The organism is Candidatus Eremiobacteraceae bacterium (assembly GCA_035314825.1).
Classification (GTDB): domain Bacteria; phylum Vulcanimicrobiota; class Vulcanimicrobiia; order Eremiobacterales; family Eremiobacteraceae; genus JAFAHD01.
On the sequence record DATFYX010000088.1, the window covers coordinates 15882 to 32571 of the forward strand.

General features: G+C 62.9%; 13 protein-coding genes and 1 tRNA gene. 11 read left to right on the forward strand and 3 right to left on the reverse strand.

The genetic code is table 11. The annotated features are described in order from the left end of the window. Positions 1–13 precede the first annotated feature (13 nt). From VKF82_12555 to VKF82_12565, 3 genes are read left to right on the forward strand one after another with little or no spacing between them, the layout of a single operon-like run. Positions 14–3328: an efflux RND transporter permease subunit gene (locus VKF82_12555; GenBank protein HME82887.1), complete on the forward strand. Its 3315-nt coding sequence runs from the start codon at positions 14–16 to the stop codon at positions 3326–3328. Positions 3329–3373: 45 nt separating this feature from the next. Further along, positions 3374–4366 (forward strand): hypothetical protein, encoded by a 993-nt coding sequence (locus VKF82_12560; GenBank protein ID HME82888.1) that lies wholly within the window; start codon positions 3374–3376, stop codon positions 4364–4366. 30 nt (positions 4367–4396) lie between these two features. Next, positions 4397–5578 carry an SMP-30/gluconolactonase/LRE family protein gene (locus tag VKF82_12565; GenBank protein ID HME82889.1) on the forward strand — a complete coding sequence of 394 codons (1182 nt, stop codon included), beginning with the start codon at positions 4397–4399 and terminating at the stop codon, positions 5576–5578. 27 nt (positions 5579–5605) lie between these two features. Here the strand turns inward: VKF82_12565 and VKF82_12570 are convergent, their stop codons facing one another. Both VKF82_12570 and VKF82_12575 read right to left on the reverse strand, forming a co-directional pair. Then, positions 5606–8965 carry a S41 family peptidase gene (locus VKF82_12570; GenBank protein ID HME82890.1) on the reverse strand — a complete coding sequence of 1120 codons (3360 nt, stop codon included), beginning with the start codon at positions 8963–8965 and terminating at the stop codon, positions 5606–5608. 61 nt (positions 8966–9026) lie between these two features. Continuing rightward, on the reverse strand, positions 9027–10037 hold the full coding sequence (locus VKF82_12575; GenBank protein ID HME82891.1) for a hypothetical protein: 1011 nt from the start codon (positions 10035–10037) through the stop codon (positions 9027–9029). A gap of 60 nt (positions 10038–10097) precedes the next feature. On the opposite strand from VKF82_12575, the gene VKF82_12580 reads away from it, so the two are divergent. Genes VKF82_12580 through VKF82_12590 form a run of 3 tightly spaced genes read left to right on the forward strand, consistent with a single transcriptional unit; the run spans position 10098 to position 11916 of the window. Beyond that, entirely contained in the window at positions 10098–10331 is a 234-nt protein-coding gene (locus VKF82_12580) for a hypothetical protein (protein ID HME82892.1), read from the forward strand. Positions 10332–10334: 3 nt separating this feature from the next. Further along, a complete protein-coding gene (locus tag VKF82_12585) occupies positions 10335–11096 on the forward strand; it encodes a redoxin domain-containing protein (protein HME82893.1) in 762 nt (253 codons plus the stop codon). 10 nt (positions 11097–11106) lie between these two features. After that, complete coding sequence (locus VKF82_12590; GenBank protein HME82894.1) at positions 11107–11916, forward strand: hypothetical protein; 810 nt, start codon at positions 11107–11109, stop codon at positions 11914–11916. On the opposite strand, the gene VKF82_12595 is transcribed toward VKF82_12590, so the two are convergent. After that, positions 11913–12113 carry a hypothetical protein gene (locus tag VKF82_12595; GenBank protein HME82895.1) on the reverse strand — a complete coding sequence of 67 codons (201 nt, stop codon included), beginning with the start codon at positions 12111–12113 and terminating at the stop codon, positions 11913–11915. The genes VKF82_12590 and VKF82_12595 overlap by 4 nt on opposite strands. Positions 12114–12274: 161 nt before the next feature. Between VKF82_12595 and VKF82_12600 the strand changes: the two genes are divergently transcribed. From VKF82_12600 to VKF82_12620, 5 genes are all read left to right on the forward strand, one after another. Next, positions 12275–13414, forward strand: coding sequence for a hypothetical protein (locus VKF82_12600; GenBank protein ID HME82896.1), 1140 nt, complete (start codon positions 12275–12277; stop codon positions 13412–13414). A gap of 157 nt (positions 13415–13571) precedes the next feature. After that, positions 13572–13648: transfer RNA gene (locus VKF82_12605), tRNA-Asp, on the forward strand. Between the two features lie 214 nt (positions 13649–13862). Beyond that, positions 13863–14141, forward strand: a complete 279-nt coding sequence (locus VKF82_12610) for a hypothetical protein (protein ID HME82897.1) — start codon at positions 13863–13865, stop codon at positions 14139–14141. 21 nt (positions 14142–14162) lie between these two features. Further along, positions 14163–15083, forward strand: a complete 921-nt coding sequence (locus tag VKF82_12615; GenBank protein HME82898.1) for a HEAT repeat domain-containing protein — start codon at positions 14163–14165, stop codon at positions 15081–15083. A gap of 1011 nt (positions 15084–16094) precedes the next feature. After that, positions 16095–16690: hypothetical protein (locus tag VKF82_12620; GenBank protein ID HME82899.1), on the forward strand; the 596-nt coding region annotated here is incomplete at its 3' end.

The window sequence follows — 16690 nt, forward strand, 5'->3', positions numbered from 1 at the left end:
GGGTAGACCAGGCATGTGGCTGACGCGTTTTGCCATCCGGCAACCGACCATTATCACGTTGTTCTTCCTAGCCGTCGCGCTGTTCGGCGTCATCGGCTTCTTCCAGATGGGCGTCAACATCAACCCGAACGTCCAGTTCCCGGTCGTTTCGGTATATGCCGGCTACCCCGGCGCAAGCCCGCAGGAGATCGAGCGCCTCGTCATCCGGCCGATCGAGGACCAGCTCCAAAACGTCCGCCACGTCGACAAGATCTTCGCGCGCGCTCAAGAGGGCGCCGGGACGATAATCATCCAGCTCAAGCTGGGCTCCAACGTCGATTTCGCCGCCACCGACGTGCAGCAGGCGGTGGACGCGGCGCGCGTCAACCTGCCGGCCGATCTCGACCCGCCGATCGTCGCCAAGGAAGACCCCAACGCGCAGCCGATCCTCACCGAGTACATGACCTCGACCAAGCTCTCGCCGGTCGAGCTCTCGAACCTGGTCGAAAACGAGATCGTGCCCGCGCTCAAGGGCGTCCACGGCGTCGGCTTCGTCAACGTCAGCGGCGAATTCATACGCGAGGTCCACGTCAACCCGGACCCGGCGCGCCTGATGATGCTCGGCGCGACCCCGCTCGACGTCTACAACTCGGTCAATCAGGGCAACGTCAGCTTCCCGGGCGGCCGCCTCGACGAGGCGTTCCGCGAGGCCACTGTCGGCGTGCGCGCGGACATCACCGACCCGGCGCAGATCGCGCAGCTGCCGCTTGTCGTGCCCAACGCATCGCCCAACCAGATCAAGATCGGCGATGTCGCCAAGGTCGTCGACACCTATCAGGACCACCGGCTCGCCTCAGATGTCAACGGCCAGCCGGCGATCGTGCTCAACGTGGCGCACGACTCGGATGCGGACACGCAGCGCACCACCACCGCTATCCGTGACGAATTCAAGAAGCTGCAGATCAAGTATCCGGAGGCCCGCTTCTCCGAGCTAGAGGCCGACGAGGATTTCTTGCATGAAGCGGTGGGCGGCGTCATGCAAAACCTGTTCGAAGGTATCTTGCTGACCGCGCTGGTGTTGCTGCTGTTCCTGCACGTGATGCGCAGCGCGCTCGTGGTGATGATCGCGATTCCGACGTCGATCCTCGCGACCTTCCTCGTCATGTGGATGCTCGGATTCTCGATCGACCTTCTGTCGCTGATGGGGCTGTCATTGACGATCGGCATCTTGGTGGACGACTCCATCGTCGTGATCGAGAACATCACGCGCCATAGGGAGATGGGCAAGCCGCCTGAAGAGGCGGCGATCGTCGGGCGCACCGAGATCGGCGGTGCGGCGATCGCGATCACGCTCGTGGACGTCGTCGTGTTCACGCCGATCGCGTTCATGTCGGGTATCGTGGGCGAGTTCTTGCGCGAGTACGGCCTGGTGATCGTGACCGCGACGCTGTTCTCGCTGCTCGTCTCGTTCACGCTGACGCCGCTGCTGGCCGCTCATTGGGCGCTGGTGCGCAAGCCCAAGATGACGCTGCTCTCCCAGCGCACGATCGCGCTCACGCTCGCGGTCGTGGGCGGTCTTTCGGTGCTGGCCATCGGCCTGAACCTGATCAAGGTGGTCAGCGGACCGATGCTCATCGCGCTGCTCATGCTGACCGCCAGCATCGCCGTGCTGGTGCTCGTCTACAATCATTTCAACGGCTGGTTCGACGGCTTGCGCGCCTGGTATCACGACGTGATGCTGCCCAAGGCCTTGCGCCATCCGTATATCGTCGGCTTCGGCTCGCTCGGCCTCGTGCTGGCCTCACTGGTCACGGTCGGCACGCTCGTGCCGTTCGAGTTCCAACCCAACACCGAGTACGGTGCGGCGGTCGCGAGCCTCACCTATCCCGTGGGCACGCCGATCGAGGTCACCGCCGCCGGAGCCGAGCGGATGGCCGCCGAACTGCGCAAGCGCACGGACGTCCGCGATGTCGTCGTCAACGTCGGCCAGGACTCCAACGACGTGACCGGCGGGTACGTCGCCAATCTGCAGGTCGATCTCAAGCCGGACAAGCGCCACGACGAGCATCTCGTCGTCGAGCAGATCCGCAACATGGGCTCGCTCGTTCCGGGCGCGGTGATCACCGCAGGCGGCGCGCAAAACGGCGGCGGTGCCGATCTGACCTACACGCTGCTGGGCACGCCCGAAAATCTGTACCCGGCCGCCGACAAGCTCGTGGCCTTCATCAAGAAGCTGCCCAACACGATCGATGTGACCGCGACGAGCGAGATCGTCGGGCCGCGCCTGGAGATCGACATCGATCGCGCCAAGGCCGCGGCGCTGGGAGTCTCACCGCAAGCCGCTGCGATGACCGCGCGCGCCGCGGTCGGCGGCATCATCGCCACCAAGCTGCGCATGCCTGAGGGTCTGGTCAACGCCATCGTCCAGCTGCCGGCGGGCATCCGCAACGATTATCGCAATCTCACCTACGTCCCGGTGCGCGCCCAAGACGGCGTCACGCTCGTGCCTTTATCGGACATCGCGACCTTCAAGTGGGTGACGGAGCCGCCGACGCTGCGCCGCCAGGACCGCCAGCGCATCGTGCGCGTGTTCGCGAGCACGGTGGGCGGCGCGCCCATCGGGCCTATCGACAGCAAAGTGCAGGAGGTCCTCAAGCAGCCCGGCTTCTTGCCGCCCGGCGTGAACGTCCAGGCCGAAGGCGACACGCAGTTCCTCGGCGACACGATCAATAAGATCGGCATCGCGCTGCTGACCTCGTTCGTGCTGATCTACATGCTGCTCGTGATCCTGTACCGCAATTACCTCGAGCCGCTGATCATCATGCTGAGCATTCCCGTGGCGCTGGTGGGCGCGCTGGGCATCCTCGCGTTCTGCAACATCGTCCACATGGTCGCGCCGGACGTGCGGTTCTTCGCGGGGCAGACGCTCAACATATTCTCGATGCTCGGCATCGTCATGCTCATGGGCTTGGTGGCCAAGAACGGCATCCTGCTGGTGGACTACGCGAATACGCTGCACGCGCGCGGCATGTCGATCATCGACGCGGTCCGGGAGTCCGCCGCCGTGCGGTTCCGTCCGATCATGATGACGACCGCTGCGATGATCATGGGCATGCTGCCGCTCGCGCTCGGCTTCACCGAAGGGGCCGAGTTCCGCAAGTCCATGGGTACGGTGATCATCGGCGGCCTGACGAGCTCGCTGCTGCTGACGCTGTTCCTGGTCCCCGTGATGTACGTGGTCGTGGTCGGCGCGGTCGAGCGCTGGCGCCAGCGCCGGCTGGCGACGCGGCTCGTGCTCGCACCGGAAGAGGACGAAGCCGTCGGAAGCACCCTGCCGATCACACCGTAACCGGAGTCACGCGGCCTACCCCCGGCAGTTGCCGAAAACTAGAATGTGAGCATCTGGCGCTGCGCCTTGGTCTGCCTCTTCCTGACGGCCTGCGCCGGCGCGGGCGCGCCTGGCAGCGTCACGAATCCCGGCGGTGGAAATCCAATGCCGAGCACCGGCCCGACGCCGACGGCGCCGCCGGGCAACGTCGCCTCGATCGGCGGGTGTCAGGTGTTCCCCTCGGACAACCCGTGGAACGAAGACATCTCCGGATTGCCGGCCGATCCGAACTCCGCCAACTATCTGGCGCAGATGAACGCCGCCACGACCAACCTCCATCCCGATTTCGGCTCGAACCCGACGTATGGCATACCATACGTGACGGTGCACGGAAACACGCAGCCCTTCGTGCCGATCAATTTCACGTTGTACGGATCCGAGAGCGACCCGGGCCCGTACCCGATACCGTCGAACGCGCCGGTCGAAGGCGGATCGGGGAGCACCGGCGACCGGCACGTGCTCGTCGTCGATATCGACCATTGCATCGATTATGAGATGTACTACGCGTTCTACGTCGGCCCAGGTTGGAACGCCGGGTCGGGAGCGGTGTGGCATTTCAACTCAAACGCGCTGCGTCCGTACTATTGGACGTCGGCGGATGCGGCAGGGCTGCCGATCGTGGCGGGATTAGCGCGATACGACGAGACCGTGCAAACGGGCGCGATCTACCACGCGCTGCGCTTCACGGTCAGCAAGACGCAGGCCGGTTTCATCCTTCCCGCCACGCATTTCGCGTCGAACTGCTCAAACCCGAACTGTCCGCCGATGGGCCTACGGGTGCGGCTCAAAGCCAGCTACGACATCAGCGGCTTCACCGGGGCGTCACTGGTCATCTTGAAGGCGCTGAAGAAGTACGGTATGATGATCGCTGACAACGGATCGGATTGGTACATCAGCGGCTCGACGGATACGCGCTGGGACGACAACGATCTGAATCAGCTCAAGAGCGTTCCGGCCAGTGCCTTCGAAGTGGTGCAAACCGGCCCGATCATCCACTAGCGCGCCCCTTTCTTCGTAGAGAGGTGCTGTATGCTCAGGCTGCTTGCAACGCTTGCCATTGCTTCCTTCGCGCTGCTGCTCACGGGCGCGGGCACTCCGGCGCCGACGCCAGCGGCCACGCCGACACCCACGCCGACGCCGACAGCGACGCCAGCACCGACGCCCGTCGGCCCGCCGGTCGGCACGGTGACGGCGGTGGTCGATCCGGGCCTGCTTCCGCATGGCCGCAACGTCCTTCACGGGATCGCGCGCAATCCCAAAACGGGCGATGTCTACGTCGGCGTCTCAAGCTCTCTCAGACACTGGAACCCGATCACCGGCAACTCATTCTCCAATGATGACTCGCTTCGAAAGATCACAGCCGCTGGAACGGTCAGCCGGGTCACCAGCTTTCCCTATCCCAACGGGATCCTGGTCAGCCCGCGTGACGGAATGGTGTATGTGGCCACCGGAGCGATCCACTGCAGCGAGGCCGTCGGTGGAATGCTCGTCTCGACGCACTGTCCGGGCACGAACGGCGTCGTCGTCGTGGACCCCGCAACGGGCGATCACCATGACTATGCAGGCGCAGGACCAGGCCGGGCGGACGGGGTCGGGACCAACGCTCGCTTCACCGCGGCGGCTGATATCGTGTTCGATCCGGACAACGGCAATATGTACGTCACTGATTACGGCAATCACGTGATCCGCCAGGTGACTCCTGACGCGACAGTCACGACGTTCGCTGGATCCGGGACTGCCGGCAGCGCCGACGGCGTCGGGCCGGCAGCCTCGTTCAGCGGTCCGCGCGGGATCGCGTACTGTGCGAAGGACAAGAGCCTGTACGTCGCCGATCGCGACAACAACGAGATCCGCAGGATCACCATGGACGGCACCGTCTCGACCGTCGCAGGGACCAACAGCGTGGGCTTCGTCGACGGCCCCGTCGCGAGCGCGCGCTTCGACCACCCGCAGGGAGTCGCGTGCGATGCAGCAGGCGACATCTTCGTCGCGGACACGGATAACAATACCATTCGCGTGATATCGGCGGGCGGCGTGGTCAGCTCGCTGGCAGGCAGCAAAGAGATGGGCACGGTCAACGCGGTCGGATCAGCGGCGCGTTTCGCCAACCCCAGCGACTTGTATTTCGACCCGACCGATGGCAGCCTTTACGTGATCGACGAGGGCGCCAACAACATCCGCAAAGTCGTCACCGGCGCCGCGCCGGGGTAGAGGTTCGGCGGCCGATCCGCGCGCGGTCTAGCGGCGCGGCGGGAGTTTCGGCGGCGCGAGATTCGGGCGGCCGTCGAACGACGGCATCACGACCGGATTCTTCTCCAGCGAATCGAGGATCAGCGCGAGCGCCTTGTCCATCTGCGGATCTTTGCCGTCGCGATACTCGTGCGGCGCGATATCGACGTCATAGTCCGGATCGGTGCCGTAATTCTCCACCTTCCAGCCGACGTCGACGAACCAGAACGAGAACTCCGGCTGCGTCGTCACGGTGCCGTCCACCAGCGGGTGCTGCGGCCAGATGCCGATCACGCCGCCCCACGTACGCTTGCCGACCAGCGGCCCGAGCTTGTAGAGCTTGAAGCAGTGGCTGAAGATGTCGCCGTCCGAGCCTGCGAACTGATTGGTCAGCCCGACCATCGGTCCGGCGACCGACTCGTCAGGATACGGCTTGGGCAAACCGTGGCGCGGGATATCGTACCCGACGCGCTTGCGCGACAGTTTCTCGAGCAGCAGAGCCGAGACGTGTCCGCCGCGATTGTAGCGCGCGTCCACGATCAAGCCGTCACGATTGAACTCCGCCAGATAGCCGCGGTGAAATTCGGCGAAACCTGCCGGCCCCATGTCGGGGATGTGCACGTAGCCGACGCGGCCGCCCGTGCGCTCGTGCACGAGCTTGCGGTTTGCCTCCACCCACTCGCGATAGCGCAGCGCGCGCTCGTCGCGCAGCGTCTTGACGATGACGCGCCGGCGCACTCCCTCAAGATCGAGCACGGTCAGCGCGACTTCGCGGCCAGCATAGTTGAGCAACAGCGCTTCGACGGTGCGCTCGCGGCTGACCGCGTGGCCGCCCACGCCGACGATGATCTCACCCTCGCGCACGCGTAAGCCGGGCTCGGCGAGCGGTGAATCCGCATCGCGATTCCATGAATCGCCGCGCAGGATGCGCGTGATCTTGTATCCGCCGCTGCGCTCGTCGAACGATAGCTCTGCCCCGAGCAGACCGACTTTGTAGACCGGGGGCCGGCGGTAGTCGCCGAAGTACTCGTAGGCGTGCGATGTGCCCAGCTCGCCCTGCATCTCCCAGAACAAGTCGGAGAGCTCCGCGCGCGTGCGCACGCGGGGCAACAGCTTCGCGTAGCGATCGCGCACGACGTCCCAGTCGACCTGCGACATGGCCTCATCCCAGAACTGCTCGCGCTGCAGACGCCACGCCTCGTAGTACATCTGCATCCACTCGTCGCGCGGCTCGACAAGGACAGAAACGCGCCCGATGTCGATCCAACCCGAGCGTCGGCTCGACTCATCGAGCATGGGCGGCCGCGCGTCTGCATCCGCAAGCGGCTCAAGCGCGTCGATGGCTCGCAGCCGGTAGCCCGAACGGTAGACCAACGTGCGATTGTCGGCGGCCAGGCGGATCGCGCCGACTTGGCTGGCGAGCGAGCCGCAGCGCTGATCGCTGAAGTCGTACGCGAGCAGCGTGCCGTCGTCGTGCGCGTCTTCCTTTAGAAACGAATGTCCGAGACTGCCGCGCACAGGGTACTGGGTGAACAGCGCGCGGCCCGGCGCGCCAACGATCTGGTCGTAGCGGCCCTCGTCCACGGGGAAGCCGATGACGCGGCCGCTGATGCCGTCGAAATCGATATCGATGCTCGGCGGCGGCTTGGGCGCGTCGGCAGGCGCAGCCGGCGGCTCGACCGGTCTGGACTCGGATCGCGGTGCGCTTGAGGAGCGCGCAGCGACGTCGGTAGCGGTGCTCGGCGCATCCGGTGCGCGGCTCACAACGGCATCGTCGTGATCGTGCGGCGCGGGGGACTTGGCGGAGCCGTTGAACGCGCGCGCCTTAGGGACGAATGGCGACGCGACGTCGCTGCGCAGCGTGACCAAGAACGGGCGCATCGCGAAGGGGAAGCTCAAGTCGAATTGGAGCGCATCGTAGACCGGGTTGAAATCACGCGTCGACAGGAAGTACAGATACTTGCCGTCGGGGTCCCATGCCGGGCAACGGTCGATGCGCAGCGGTGCGGTGACGTCGTGGACGGCGCCCGAGGCGGCCTCTGCGACGCGGATGATCGACTGGTCGCTGAACGGCGCATACGAGTAGGCGACCCAGCGTCCGTCGGGCGACCACGCCAGATCGTTGATACGCATACCTGGACTACGGTCGACCACGCGCACGTCCTTGGTCTTGAGGTCGACGGTGATCAGTTCGTGGCGGTGATTCGCCAGCGCGACCACGTCGGCAGTCGGAGACACGGCCAACTCGACGACGCGGCCAAGATCGCCGTCGCTGGCCGCGACCGGCGGCTGGCTGTCATCGGCCCAGCAGATCTGCAGATGCTCCGTGCCGCCCTCATCCGTGACGACGACGAAACGCAGGCCATCGTGCAGCCAATCCGCGTTGCGGTAGCGGACTTTGCTTCCCACGCCATGATGCGTGACCGCCTCTTCCCACAGCGGCATCGTGAACGGCTGGCCCCGGGCGATCAGCGCGAGCGCGCGCCCGTCCGGATGCGGCGCGAAGGTCTCAAGCGTCGGCGCCGCGTCGACGAATCGGCGCGCCGTCTGCGTGGTCGTGGAGGGCGCGCTGATGTCAAGCCGTCTCGTCGTGTCGCTGGCGGAATCGTACAGATAGAGATCCGCGCCGGCGCCGTAGACGATACGCGTGCCGTCGCTTGAGGGGAAGCGGACGTAGTACTCGTCGTGATCAGTGTGCCGGCGGACATCCGAGCCGTCGGGGTTGCACGAGTACAGATTGCCGACGCCTTCGTGGTCGGAGAGGAAATAGACGCGCGTGCCGACCCACATGGGGCTGACGCAGTTGCCGTCAAGCGAGACGAGCTTCGAATACGTCCCCTTGCCGCCGGCGTCGACCCACAGTTCGCCTGCGGTCCCTCCGCGGTAGCGCTTCCAGCGAGCGGGATCGTTGTTGTTCCGCCCGATCAACGTGGCGCCGCCATCGGCGACGTCGATCGACATCATGTGTCCGAGCTCGAGCGAGCGCGGACTTCCGCCGGTCCGCGCCACCGCGAAACCTTCGGCGTGGCGCAGGAACGGCGACCGGCCATCGGTCACGAAGAGGATCTCGTTTCCATCCGGCGTCCAGCCCGCGACATGGCACGTCTCGGACCCGAGATACGTCAAGCGCGCCGCGTCGCCGCCATCGGCCGCCATGACGTACACTTCAGGATGGCCCTCTTCGCGGCCGACAAAGGCGACGAAGCGCCCATCAGGTGAAAATCGCGGTGAGGAGCACTCGCCGACGCCCGCGGTGAGGCGGCGCGCTACGCCGCCGCCAACGGGGACCGACCAAAGATCATCTTCACACACAAAGACGACGTCATCGCCAGCGATCGTCGGCTGACGGTAATATCCCGCGTTGCTCATGAGCCACAAGAATTGGCCCCAGCGGGGACCCGAGCCTTTTCTGAGAGCCTACTAAGACGCCTTAATTGGGATGCGGCTTCATGGTCGGTCCAGGTGGGATGACCTCCTGGATCGTGCCCGAGGAGGCGACCCCGGCGAGCATGTCGCGCCATGCCTTGCTCGCCATCGGAGCGACTGAGGCTAATGAGTGGGTGCCGCCCGGCTGCTCGTAATAGGTCACCAAGGCGCCGTGCGAGCTCAGCCAGGCGGCGAGCTGGCGCAGGTACGCGGACGTGATGCTCCCATCCTCGGAGCCCCCGACGAGGTAGACCGGCTTGCCGCGCACGTGCTGTGCGACCGCGTCGCTATCGGTCTGTGCGACGGCGCCTTCGATCACGAGCAACGACGACCAACGGTCGGGAGCGGCCGCGAGCGCCTTGAACGCCGCGAACCCGCCAAGCGAGTTGCCCGCGAGGTAGACGCGTCGCCGATCGACGCGCAGCGACGTCTCGATCGCTCCTAGTGTCTGGTACAGATCGGCGATGGTGGCGTCGGCGAGCATGTCGTCGCCGCCGGCATACGGCGCAATCACCACGCTGCCGGTGGCGTCGGCCAGCGAGCGCACCAGCGGCGATGCGATGACGTCGGCTTCGCTCTGACCTTTGCCATGCAGGTAGATGATCAGCGTGGCCGGTTTGTCACCAGCTGTGGCGGGCACGTAGAGCGCCAGCGGGTACGCTAGCTTCTTGACGCCGATCGCCGGCACGAGCGCCGCTGAGGCGCCGTGGATCGTGTCGAGCGCTGGGTAGGTCTGCTGCGCGAGTTGATCGACGAGCGCCCTGTCGAGCTGTGCGAGCTGGAGCGTCGCCTCGGGGTCATCTGAGGTTTGCAGCTGCGCGAGATGCGCTGCGAGCCGCGCATGCAGGACGGCGGTCAATCCGCTGAGCCGATCGATCGCAGCTGCGTTGGCGGCGAGCTCGCGCTGAGCGCCCTCGAGCAGCGCACGGGCTTGGCTGAGCTGGTCCGAGGGCGCTGGCGCAAGCGCGACATTGAAGGTTATCGCGATCGCGGCCAACACGCTGAACATTTTCATCTCGCGCTTCCTTTTGTATGGCTGCGCGGGATTCATCCACGGGGGTACGAACCTAGTAGCATGAAGGTACGCGTGCCGATCACCGGCTTCGTCCTCACATGCGTGCTCGCGCTTGGGGGACCAGGCGTGCGAGCGCAAGCGCAGGATATGCCGCAAGACGGCGCAGCCGCACCTTCAGTGCCGGTGCTGCAGTCGGTCATTGATGGCGGCTTCGAGCCGTTCGATCTCAAGACGGCATCGACAGGCACGACCATCGTGTTGTATTTCTTTCCCCAGGCCTTCACCGAAGGCTGAACGATCGAGGCCAAGGCCTACGCCGCCAGGCTGGCGGACTTCAAGAAGCTCGGCGCCACGGTGGTCGGCATCTCCTACGATTCGCTCGATGTGCTCAAGAAGTTCCAAGCGCAAGAACAAGCGCCGCAGCGCTTCGTGTCTGACACCAAAGGCGTTGCGGTGACTGCGTTCGGCGTGTCGATGACCGACCAGGGCCAGGTCTACGCGAAGCGCGCGACCTTCATCATCCGCGACGGCAAGGTCTTGCACACCGTCTTCGACTGGAGCCCGCTCGGCAACGTCAGCAAGACGCTTGACTGGCTCACCGCCCATCCGGCGGTCGCCAGCACCAGGCCGCCGCTTGTCGAGAGCGCTGCTCCGGCCTTCACGCTGCCGCTCATCGCCAACGGCAGTGGATCGTTCTCGCTCGCGAAGCAGCGCGGCCACGGCGTGTACATCAATTTCTTCGCGTCGTGGTGCGCGCCGTGCGTGCAAGAGGCGGCGACTATCGGCGCGATCACGCCGGAGTTCAGCTCGCGCGGCGTGCGCATCGTCGGCATCGCGGTGCTCGATAACCCGTCCGGCGCGATGGGTTTCGTCCATCGGTATGGTTTGAAATACCCGATCGCGTACGACAAGTCGGGGAGCGTCGGAGCCGAATACCGGCTCACACAGCTGCCGCTTCATGTCTTCGTCGACTCGAACGGCGTCGTGCGCCAATATGTCGCAGGCGGTCCGATTCCGGCCGCCGAGCTGCGCGCAGGGCTCTCCTCGATCGCTCGATAACGACCCCTCGTTGTACCAGCTGTTCGCAAACTGGCCAGGTTGGGCAGTGCTCGCCATCTTCATGCTCGTGCCTGCCGCGCTGGCCGCGTCGGTGCACGCGCTGTTCAGGCGCCTGGTACCCGCGAATAGACTGCTGCCGAGCCACGACGTCGCCGGTTTCCTTGTCGCCATCGTCGGCGTGCTCTACGCGGTCGTGCTCGGATTTCTTGTCATCAGCGTGTGGAGCTCGTTCGATCAGGCGCAGCGCAATGCGGACGCCGAAACGACAGACGTGGCGGATGTCTTATATCTGACCCGATCGTTGCCGGAACCGGTCCGCATGCGGGAGCGAATACTCCTCGGCCAATACGCGCACGAGGTCCGAGACGTCGAGTGGCCGATGCTGGCCGATGGAGAAGAAGATCAGCGCGCGCGTGGCCTCCTGGCGGCGGCGTTCCACGAGCTTGCGACATGGCCCATTGCACCGAGAGAGTCGCAGACCGAGATCCTGCGCCAATCGTCCCTGCGCGACGCGGCGCTTGCGAGTTATCGCGAGCTAGCCATGCACAGACGGCTGCGCGTGTTGGATGCGCAGAGCCACGTGCATCCGACGATGTACTTCGCCCTTGCCGCCGGCGCGACGATCTTGCTGGTGTTCGTGCTGCTATTCGGGGTCGAGAGCTGGGGCATCCAACTGGCGATGACGGCGCTGGTCGCGGCGATGATCGGTCTTCAGATCGGCGTGATCTTCGAGATGGACCGTCCGTTCTGGGGCGCGATCCACGTCACGTCCGACGCATGGACGCTGTTGATCAGCGACAACCATCTCGGAACGCCTTAAGCGGGCTCATTCGGATGGTCGATGGCGCGCTCTTTGGTGGTGGGGAGCCGCTGCAGGTCGTCCTCGACGAAATGACGCTCCACCAGCTCGCCCTTGTGCTCGAAGCGGACCACGATGGAGCGCGTGCGCACTTCGATGATCGTGCCCTCGACGCCGAGGTTCTTGATCAACACTTTGTCGCCGTATCGGTAGTTCATAGGTGGGCACGTTCTACCGGCGCTTGATCGTCTCCCCGATGAGCTTCCTCGGCAGGCCCTTCGCTCTATCTACTCAACGGAGAAAAGGGGCCCTCTTCCTAATCCCTTGGACCATATCGGTCCCACTCGGCGTTCTAAGCTCATAAGGAGCGTGACTTGTGATGCACCGTGCACGAACGGCCGTTGTTTTCGCGGTTGCGTTGGCGACCACCGTGGTTCAGCTTCAGGCTGCGGCCGCAGAAAAGCCTGGACAGCCGGGCGTGGCCAGCGAAAACCTCACGCCCAGCGGATTGGTCGTGGTGCTGACGACCAGGGACCTGGGCGACGCATCGTGGCGCAAGGCGGTAGCCAGTCCATCCATGAGCGGCGTTGCGCTTCAGATCCATTGGAACGACCTCGAGCCGGCCAAGGGGAAACTCGATTGGTCGAAGCTGGACGAATTGTTCGACGCTGCCGCAACGTCGAAGAAGTGGGTGCAACTGCTCATCTTTCCAGGCTTTTTCACTCCCGAATGGGCGCTCGATGGCGTCAAGACCACACAGTTCCCGATACAATATGGGCCGGGCAAAGGCGACATAATGGCATTGCCCATGCCGTGGGATGCGGTGTACCTCCACCGTTGGTTCGCATTCGTGAAACTCGTGAGCGACCGATACGGGAGCAACGCCGCGTTTCGGATGATCGGCGCGGCCGGACCCACATCGGTGTCCGTGGAGACGACGTTGCCCGCTTCGCCAAAGGATCTCGAGAAATGGCAAGACGATTCGTACACGCCCACCAAGTACATCGGCGCGTGGCAGCAAGCGCTGCAGACATACGCCACGGACTTTCCCAATCAGTACGTCTCTCTCTCAGGGCTCGGAAGCGGGCTGAATATCAACGATCAAGGGAAGACAGACTCTGACGAGCACCTGCGCACGCGACAGAAGATCATCGATGCAGCGATCTCTGCCCTCGGAAGCCGCTTTGGGCTGCAATACAGCAATCTCGACGCGATTCCACGCTCTGACGACGAGCGCATGACATTTGTTTTCAGCTATATCGGCCGCTCCGTCACTGGCCTGCAGATGCGCACCTCGGCCGGCAACCCTGGAATGGGCCCGCCGAGCGATTCTCCAGCTCTCGTCTTGCAAGAGGCGATCGATAAGGGACTGCAGCCGAACGCCGACGGAAAGCGCGTGACCTATCTTGAGATCTATGAGCGTGACGTGCTTGATGACGAGATGCAAGCGGTGTTGCGTTATGGCGCATCGCTGTTCACGGCACAGCCGCTTGCACGCCCGCTTCCGGTTCCTCGGTGACAAAGGAAGATACAGAAGATGAGTTTGGGCGAATGCCGTGAGATCGCCGGACTGTCGGCGGGGAGACAAGCTCGATTTTCGTCCTACGCCGGCGGTAGGCGGAAGGCCCGGCGGGTGCTGCCGTCCAACACAAACTTGGCCGCACAGCCAGTAACGTGGCGCTGTAGCTCAGTTGGTTAGAGCGCCTGCCTGTCACGCAGGAGGTCGTCGGTTCGAGCCCGATCAGCGTCGCCACTCAAACCCGCATCGCGTCAAGCGTTGCGGGTTTTTTCATGATTTTGCCGCTTTAAGCTTGACACCAATTTTGACACCAAATGGAAGATTGGCGAGTTCCCGCTGCCGACGTTACATAGTCCCTGTTTCTGGCAAACACGGCCGAGCGCCCTTAACCAATGTCACAAGAACCCGGTGTCGAGGGACCCCTCATGTCGCATTAGAAAGTGTAGATATGAGTAACCCAAAGCTTTTCAATTGCGACGGCGGACACAAACTAATCGCCAAAGTTAGCGCCGTTGTTTACCAGAGTGAAGATGGTTCACCATATTTGAATCGCTTGACGTTTCGCGAAATCGCGTGTGAACATGGCGAGAAATGCACTCACGGCGCGGATCCCGTTACTGAAGGGGAGTTCATGAGCCTTGTTTCCCGCACAACCACGTTCCCACTGAAGCTCAGGGGTAAGGGCAACTTTCCCTTCGAAAACGGCACCAAGGCTCACCCAAAATGACGGAGCGGATAACGCACATAGATGAGAATCGATACCACGCTTCGCGAGATAGCGATCGCTGATCTCCTGAAGCGATTCGCGGACGATGGACCTTCGCTGCGAGGTGATCAAACCGAATCTTGGTACGCTTATCGCGACGCCGAGAAGGCGGCAGATCCAGCGTGGCTGCCCATACTCGCAGCGCTCTTGCTCGCCGCGAAACCGCCGAGTCGCAGCGCCATCTACTTCATCATCGCTCAACTCGGGAAGAACTGCGCCCCCCAAGCTGCCTTTTCCATACTCAACGAATGGTTGTCACGTGAAAAAAACAAGTCTTGCATACACAGCATCCTGTCCGCTCTCGGAGAGCTGCCACTTCCGAATATTGAGCAGATCACGCCGTTCACGAGGGACCCTCGATGGCTTGTGCGGCAAGAGGCGATCTACTGCCTTCGAGGCGACACAAGTGGGGAGGCTGAGGAGGTCCTATTACGCGTGCTAGAGTCCTCCAAGAACCAGTACGACATGGGCTATGCCTTAAGTGCGCTATCCAAGGTTGGCTCGCGAAAGGCGATTCCAAGGTTGGCCGCCATGAGCCAACACCCCAAGGCCAATGTTCAAGTTGGGGTCGTGCACGCCATTAGCAAGATCGGCGATCAGCGCGAGGTCCCATTCTTTGTTGAAGCTCTGGCCGGCCGCAATACGAAATGGGCCGCGATGGAGGCTGTCCGCGCCCATGGGGACGCAGGGGCGATTCCGGCCGTGGCCGCCAGAGTCGGATCGATCCTGAAGCGCACGCGGAAGATCGAACAGGACCCGAGCGAGTTGGTGCTTGGCCTTGAGTTCTTGAAACGGTTCGAGAAGGTGGACTCAGTAGCCAAGAGGGCGCTTGACGCAGCACGCAAGGTTCCGCGGGAACGGCTCTTCGATAGCGAAGCCGCTTGGGTTCGGGAGAACCTCTGATCCGGAGATTCTGACACCAAATTTGACACCAAATGACCGCCCCGACGGCGCACGCTGGCGCACATGTGACACACAAGAAGATCCGGACAACCCCTCATGACTGCTACGTCTGCGCGTCCTGGCGCACATCCGCGCACGATTGCGCATATCTCGTGGAAATGTCTGTCACGCAGGAGGTCGTCGGTTCGAGCCCGATCAGCGTCGCCACCTAGAAACCCGCATCGCATAACGCGTTGCGGGTTTTCAATATAACTCGGGCTCATGGGTGCATGCCTCTAGTTGGCCAATGGTTGGCCAATGTCGAGTTCCTTAGATATTACGGTCGGGTCTGTGGGCTGGCAAACAACCGATCTAGCTTCTCAGCGACGTCTCGTTGCATCGACGGCAACACATGGCTATAGATATCTAGCGTCACGGCGATTTTAGAATGCCCTAGGCGCTCCTGGACGATCTTAGGGTGGATGCCCTGACCAAGCATCAACGTTGCAGCAGTGTGCCTGAGGTCATGAAAACGGATGACCGGCAGGCCTGCCCGTTTGAGCAGCGGTCTAAACGAACGCCGCACAACGTTAGACGCACGTAGCGGTCCGCCGCGAGCGTCGCAAAAAACCCACATAGAAGGTGACTGATTCTTGGCCAACATTCGCTTCCGATGGTCGCGCAACGCCCTAACTACTGAGGCTGGTAGGTCGATGCGCCGCCGCCCCTTCGTACTCTTGGGTTCTGCGATATCGAACTTGCCTGCCATCTCTACCAGCGTCCGGTTCACAGATAAAGACCCGTTGTCCAGGTCGATATCGGACCAGCGCAACAGGACCCCAGTACGTATCTAATGCAGGTCCCGCCTGTCTCTCGTCTGGTATATACACTGACGTTTACGGCGTTATGGTGTATCAACGATCCGACGGGATCACAGATGGCTGCTCGACCATACAGGGTTCTCGCGAGTATAATCCTTCAAGCGTACAATGGTCGAGCCCGGACGCTTATTCTGGAACAATTACTAATCCGATGAGCCAACTCTCCTATGTGTGGAACAACAATAACCCGATCTCCTTTAGCGACCCGAGCGGATATGATTCCATATACTTGAATGAACGACCATCTGGTATTGCAAAATATTATCACGCCTTCTTAGAAGTCTTTAGCGATGAGGGTAAGCTCAAGGAGCGCTTCAGTTTTGGACCAGGCGAAAACGGCTTCTTTACGACCCTGGACTCACCTCTGGTCCGTGAACCAGACTCATATGACGCAAAGTGGAGTGGCGGCACTAACGGTGCTTTTCGCGTCAAAGTGCTTCAGTGTGGTGGGTCGGCTTGTCAGCGCGCTGAGCACGCAATGCATGAGGCGGCCTCGGCAATCGAACATTCAGGGGTTCGATATGGTGGTAATCACAACAACAGCAATAGCGGTTCGTTTACGACGTGTAGCGCCGGTGCTGGCGCAACCGCCTGCAACAATGCGAACCGGCAGCTTGGAAAAAGCACACCGGGTTGGGGAGAGCAAGTTGGCTACGGACAAAGCACGCAAACCAACACGTCAGCTGGGCAACAGGGAAGTGGGCAGACCCAGTACCTATTTTACGACGACGAAACAGGCCAACCCCT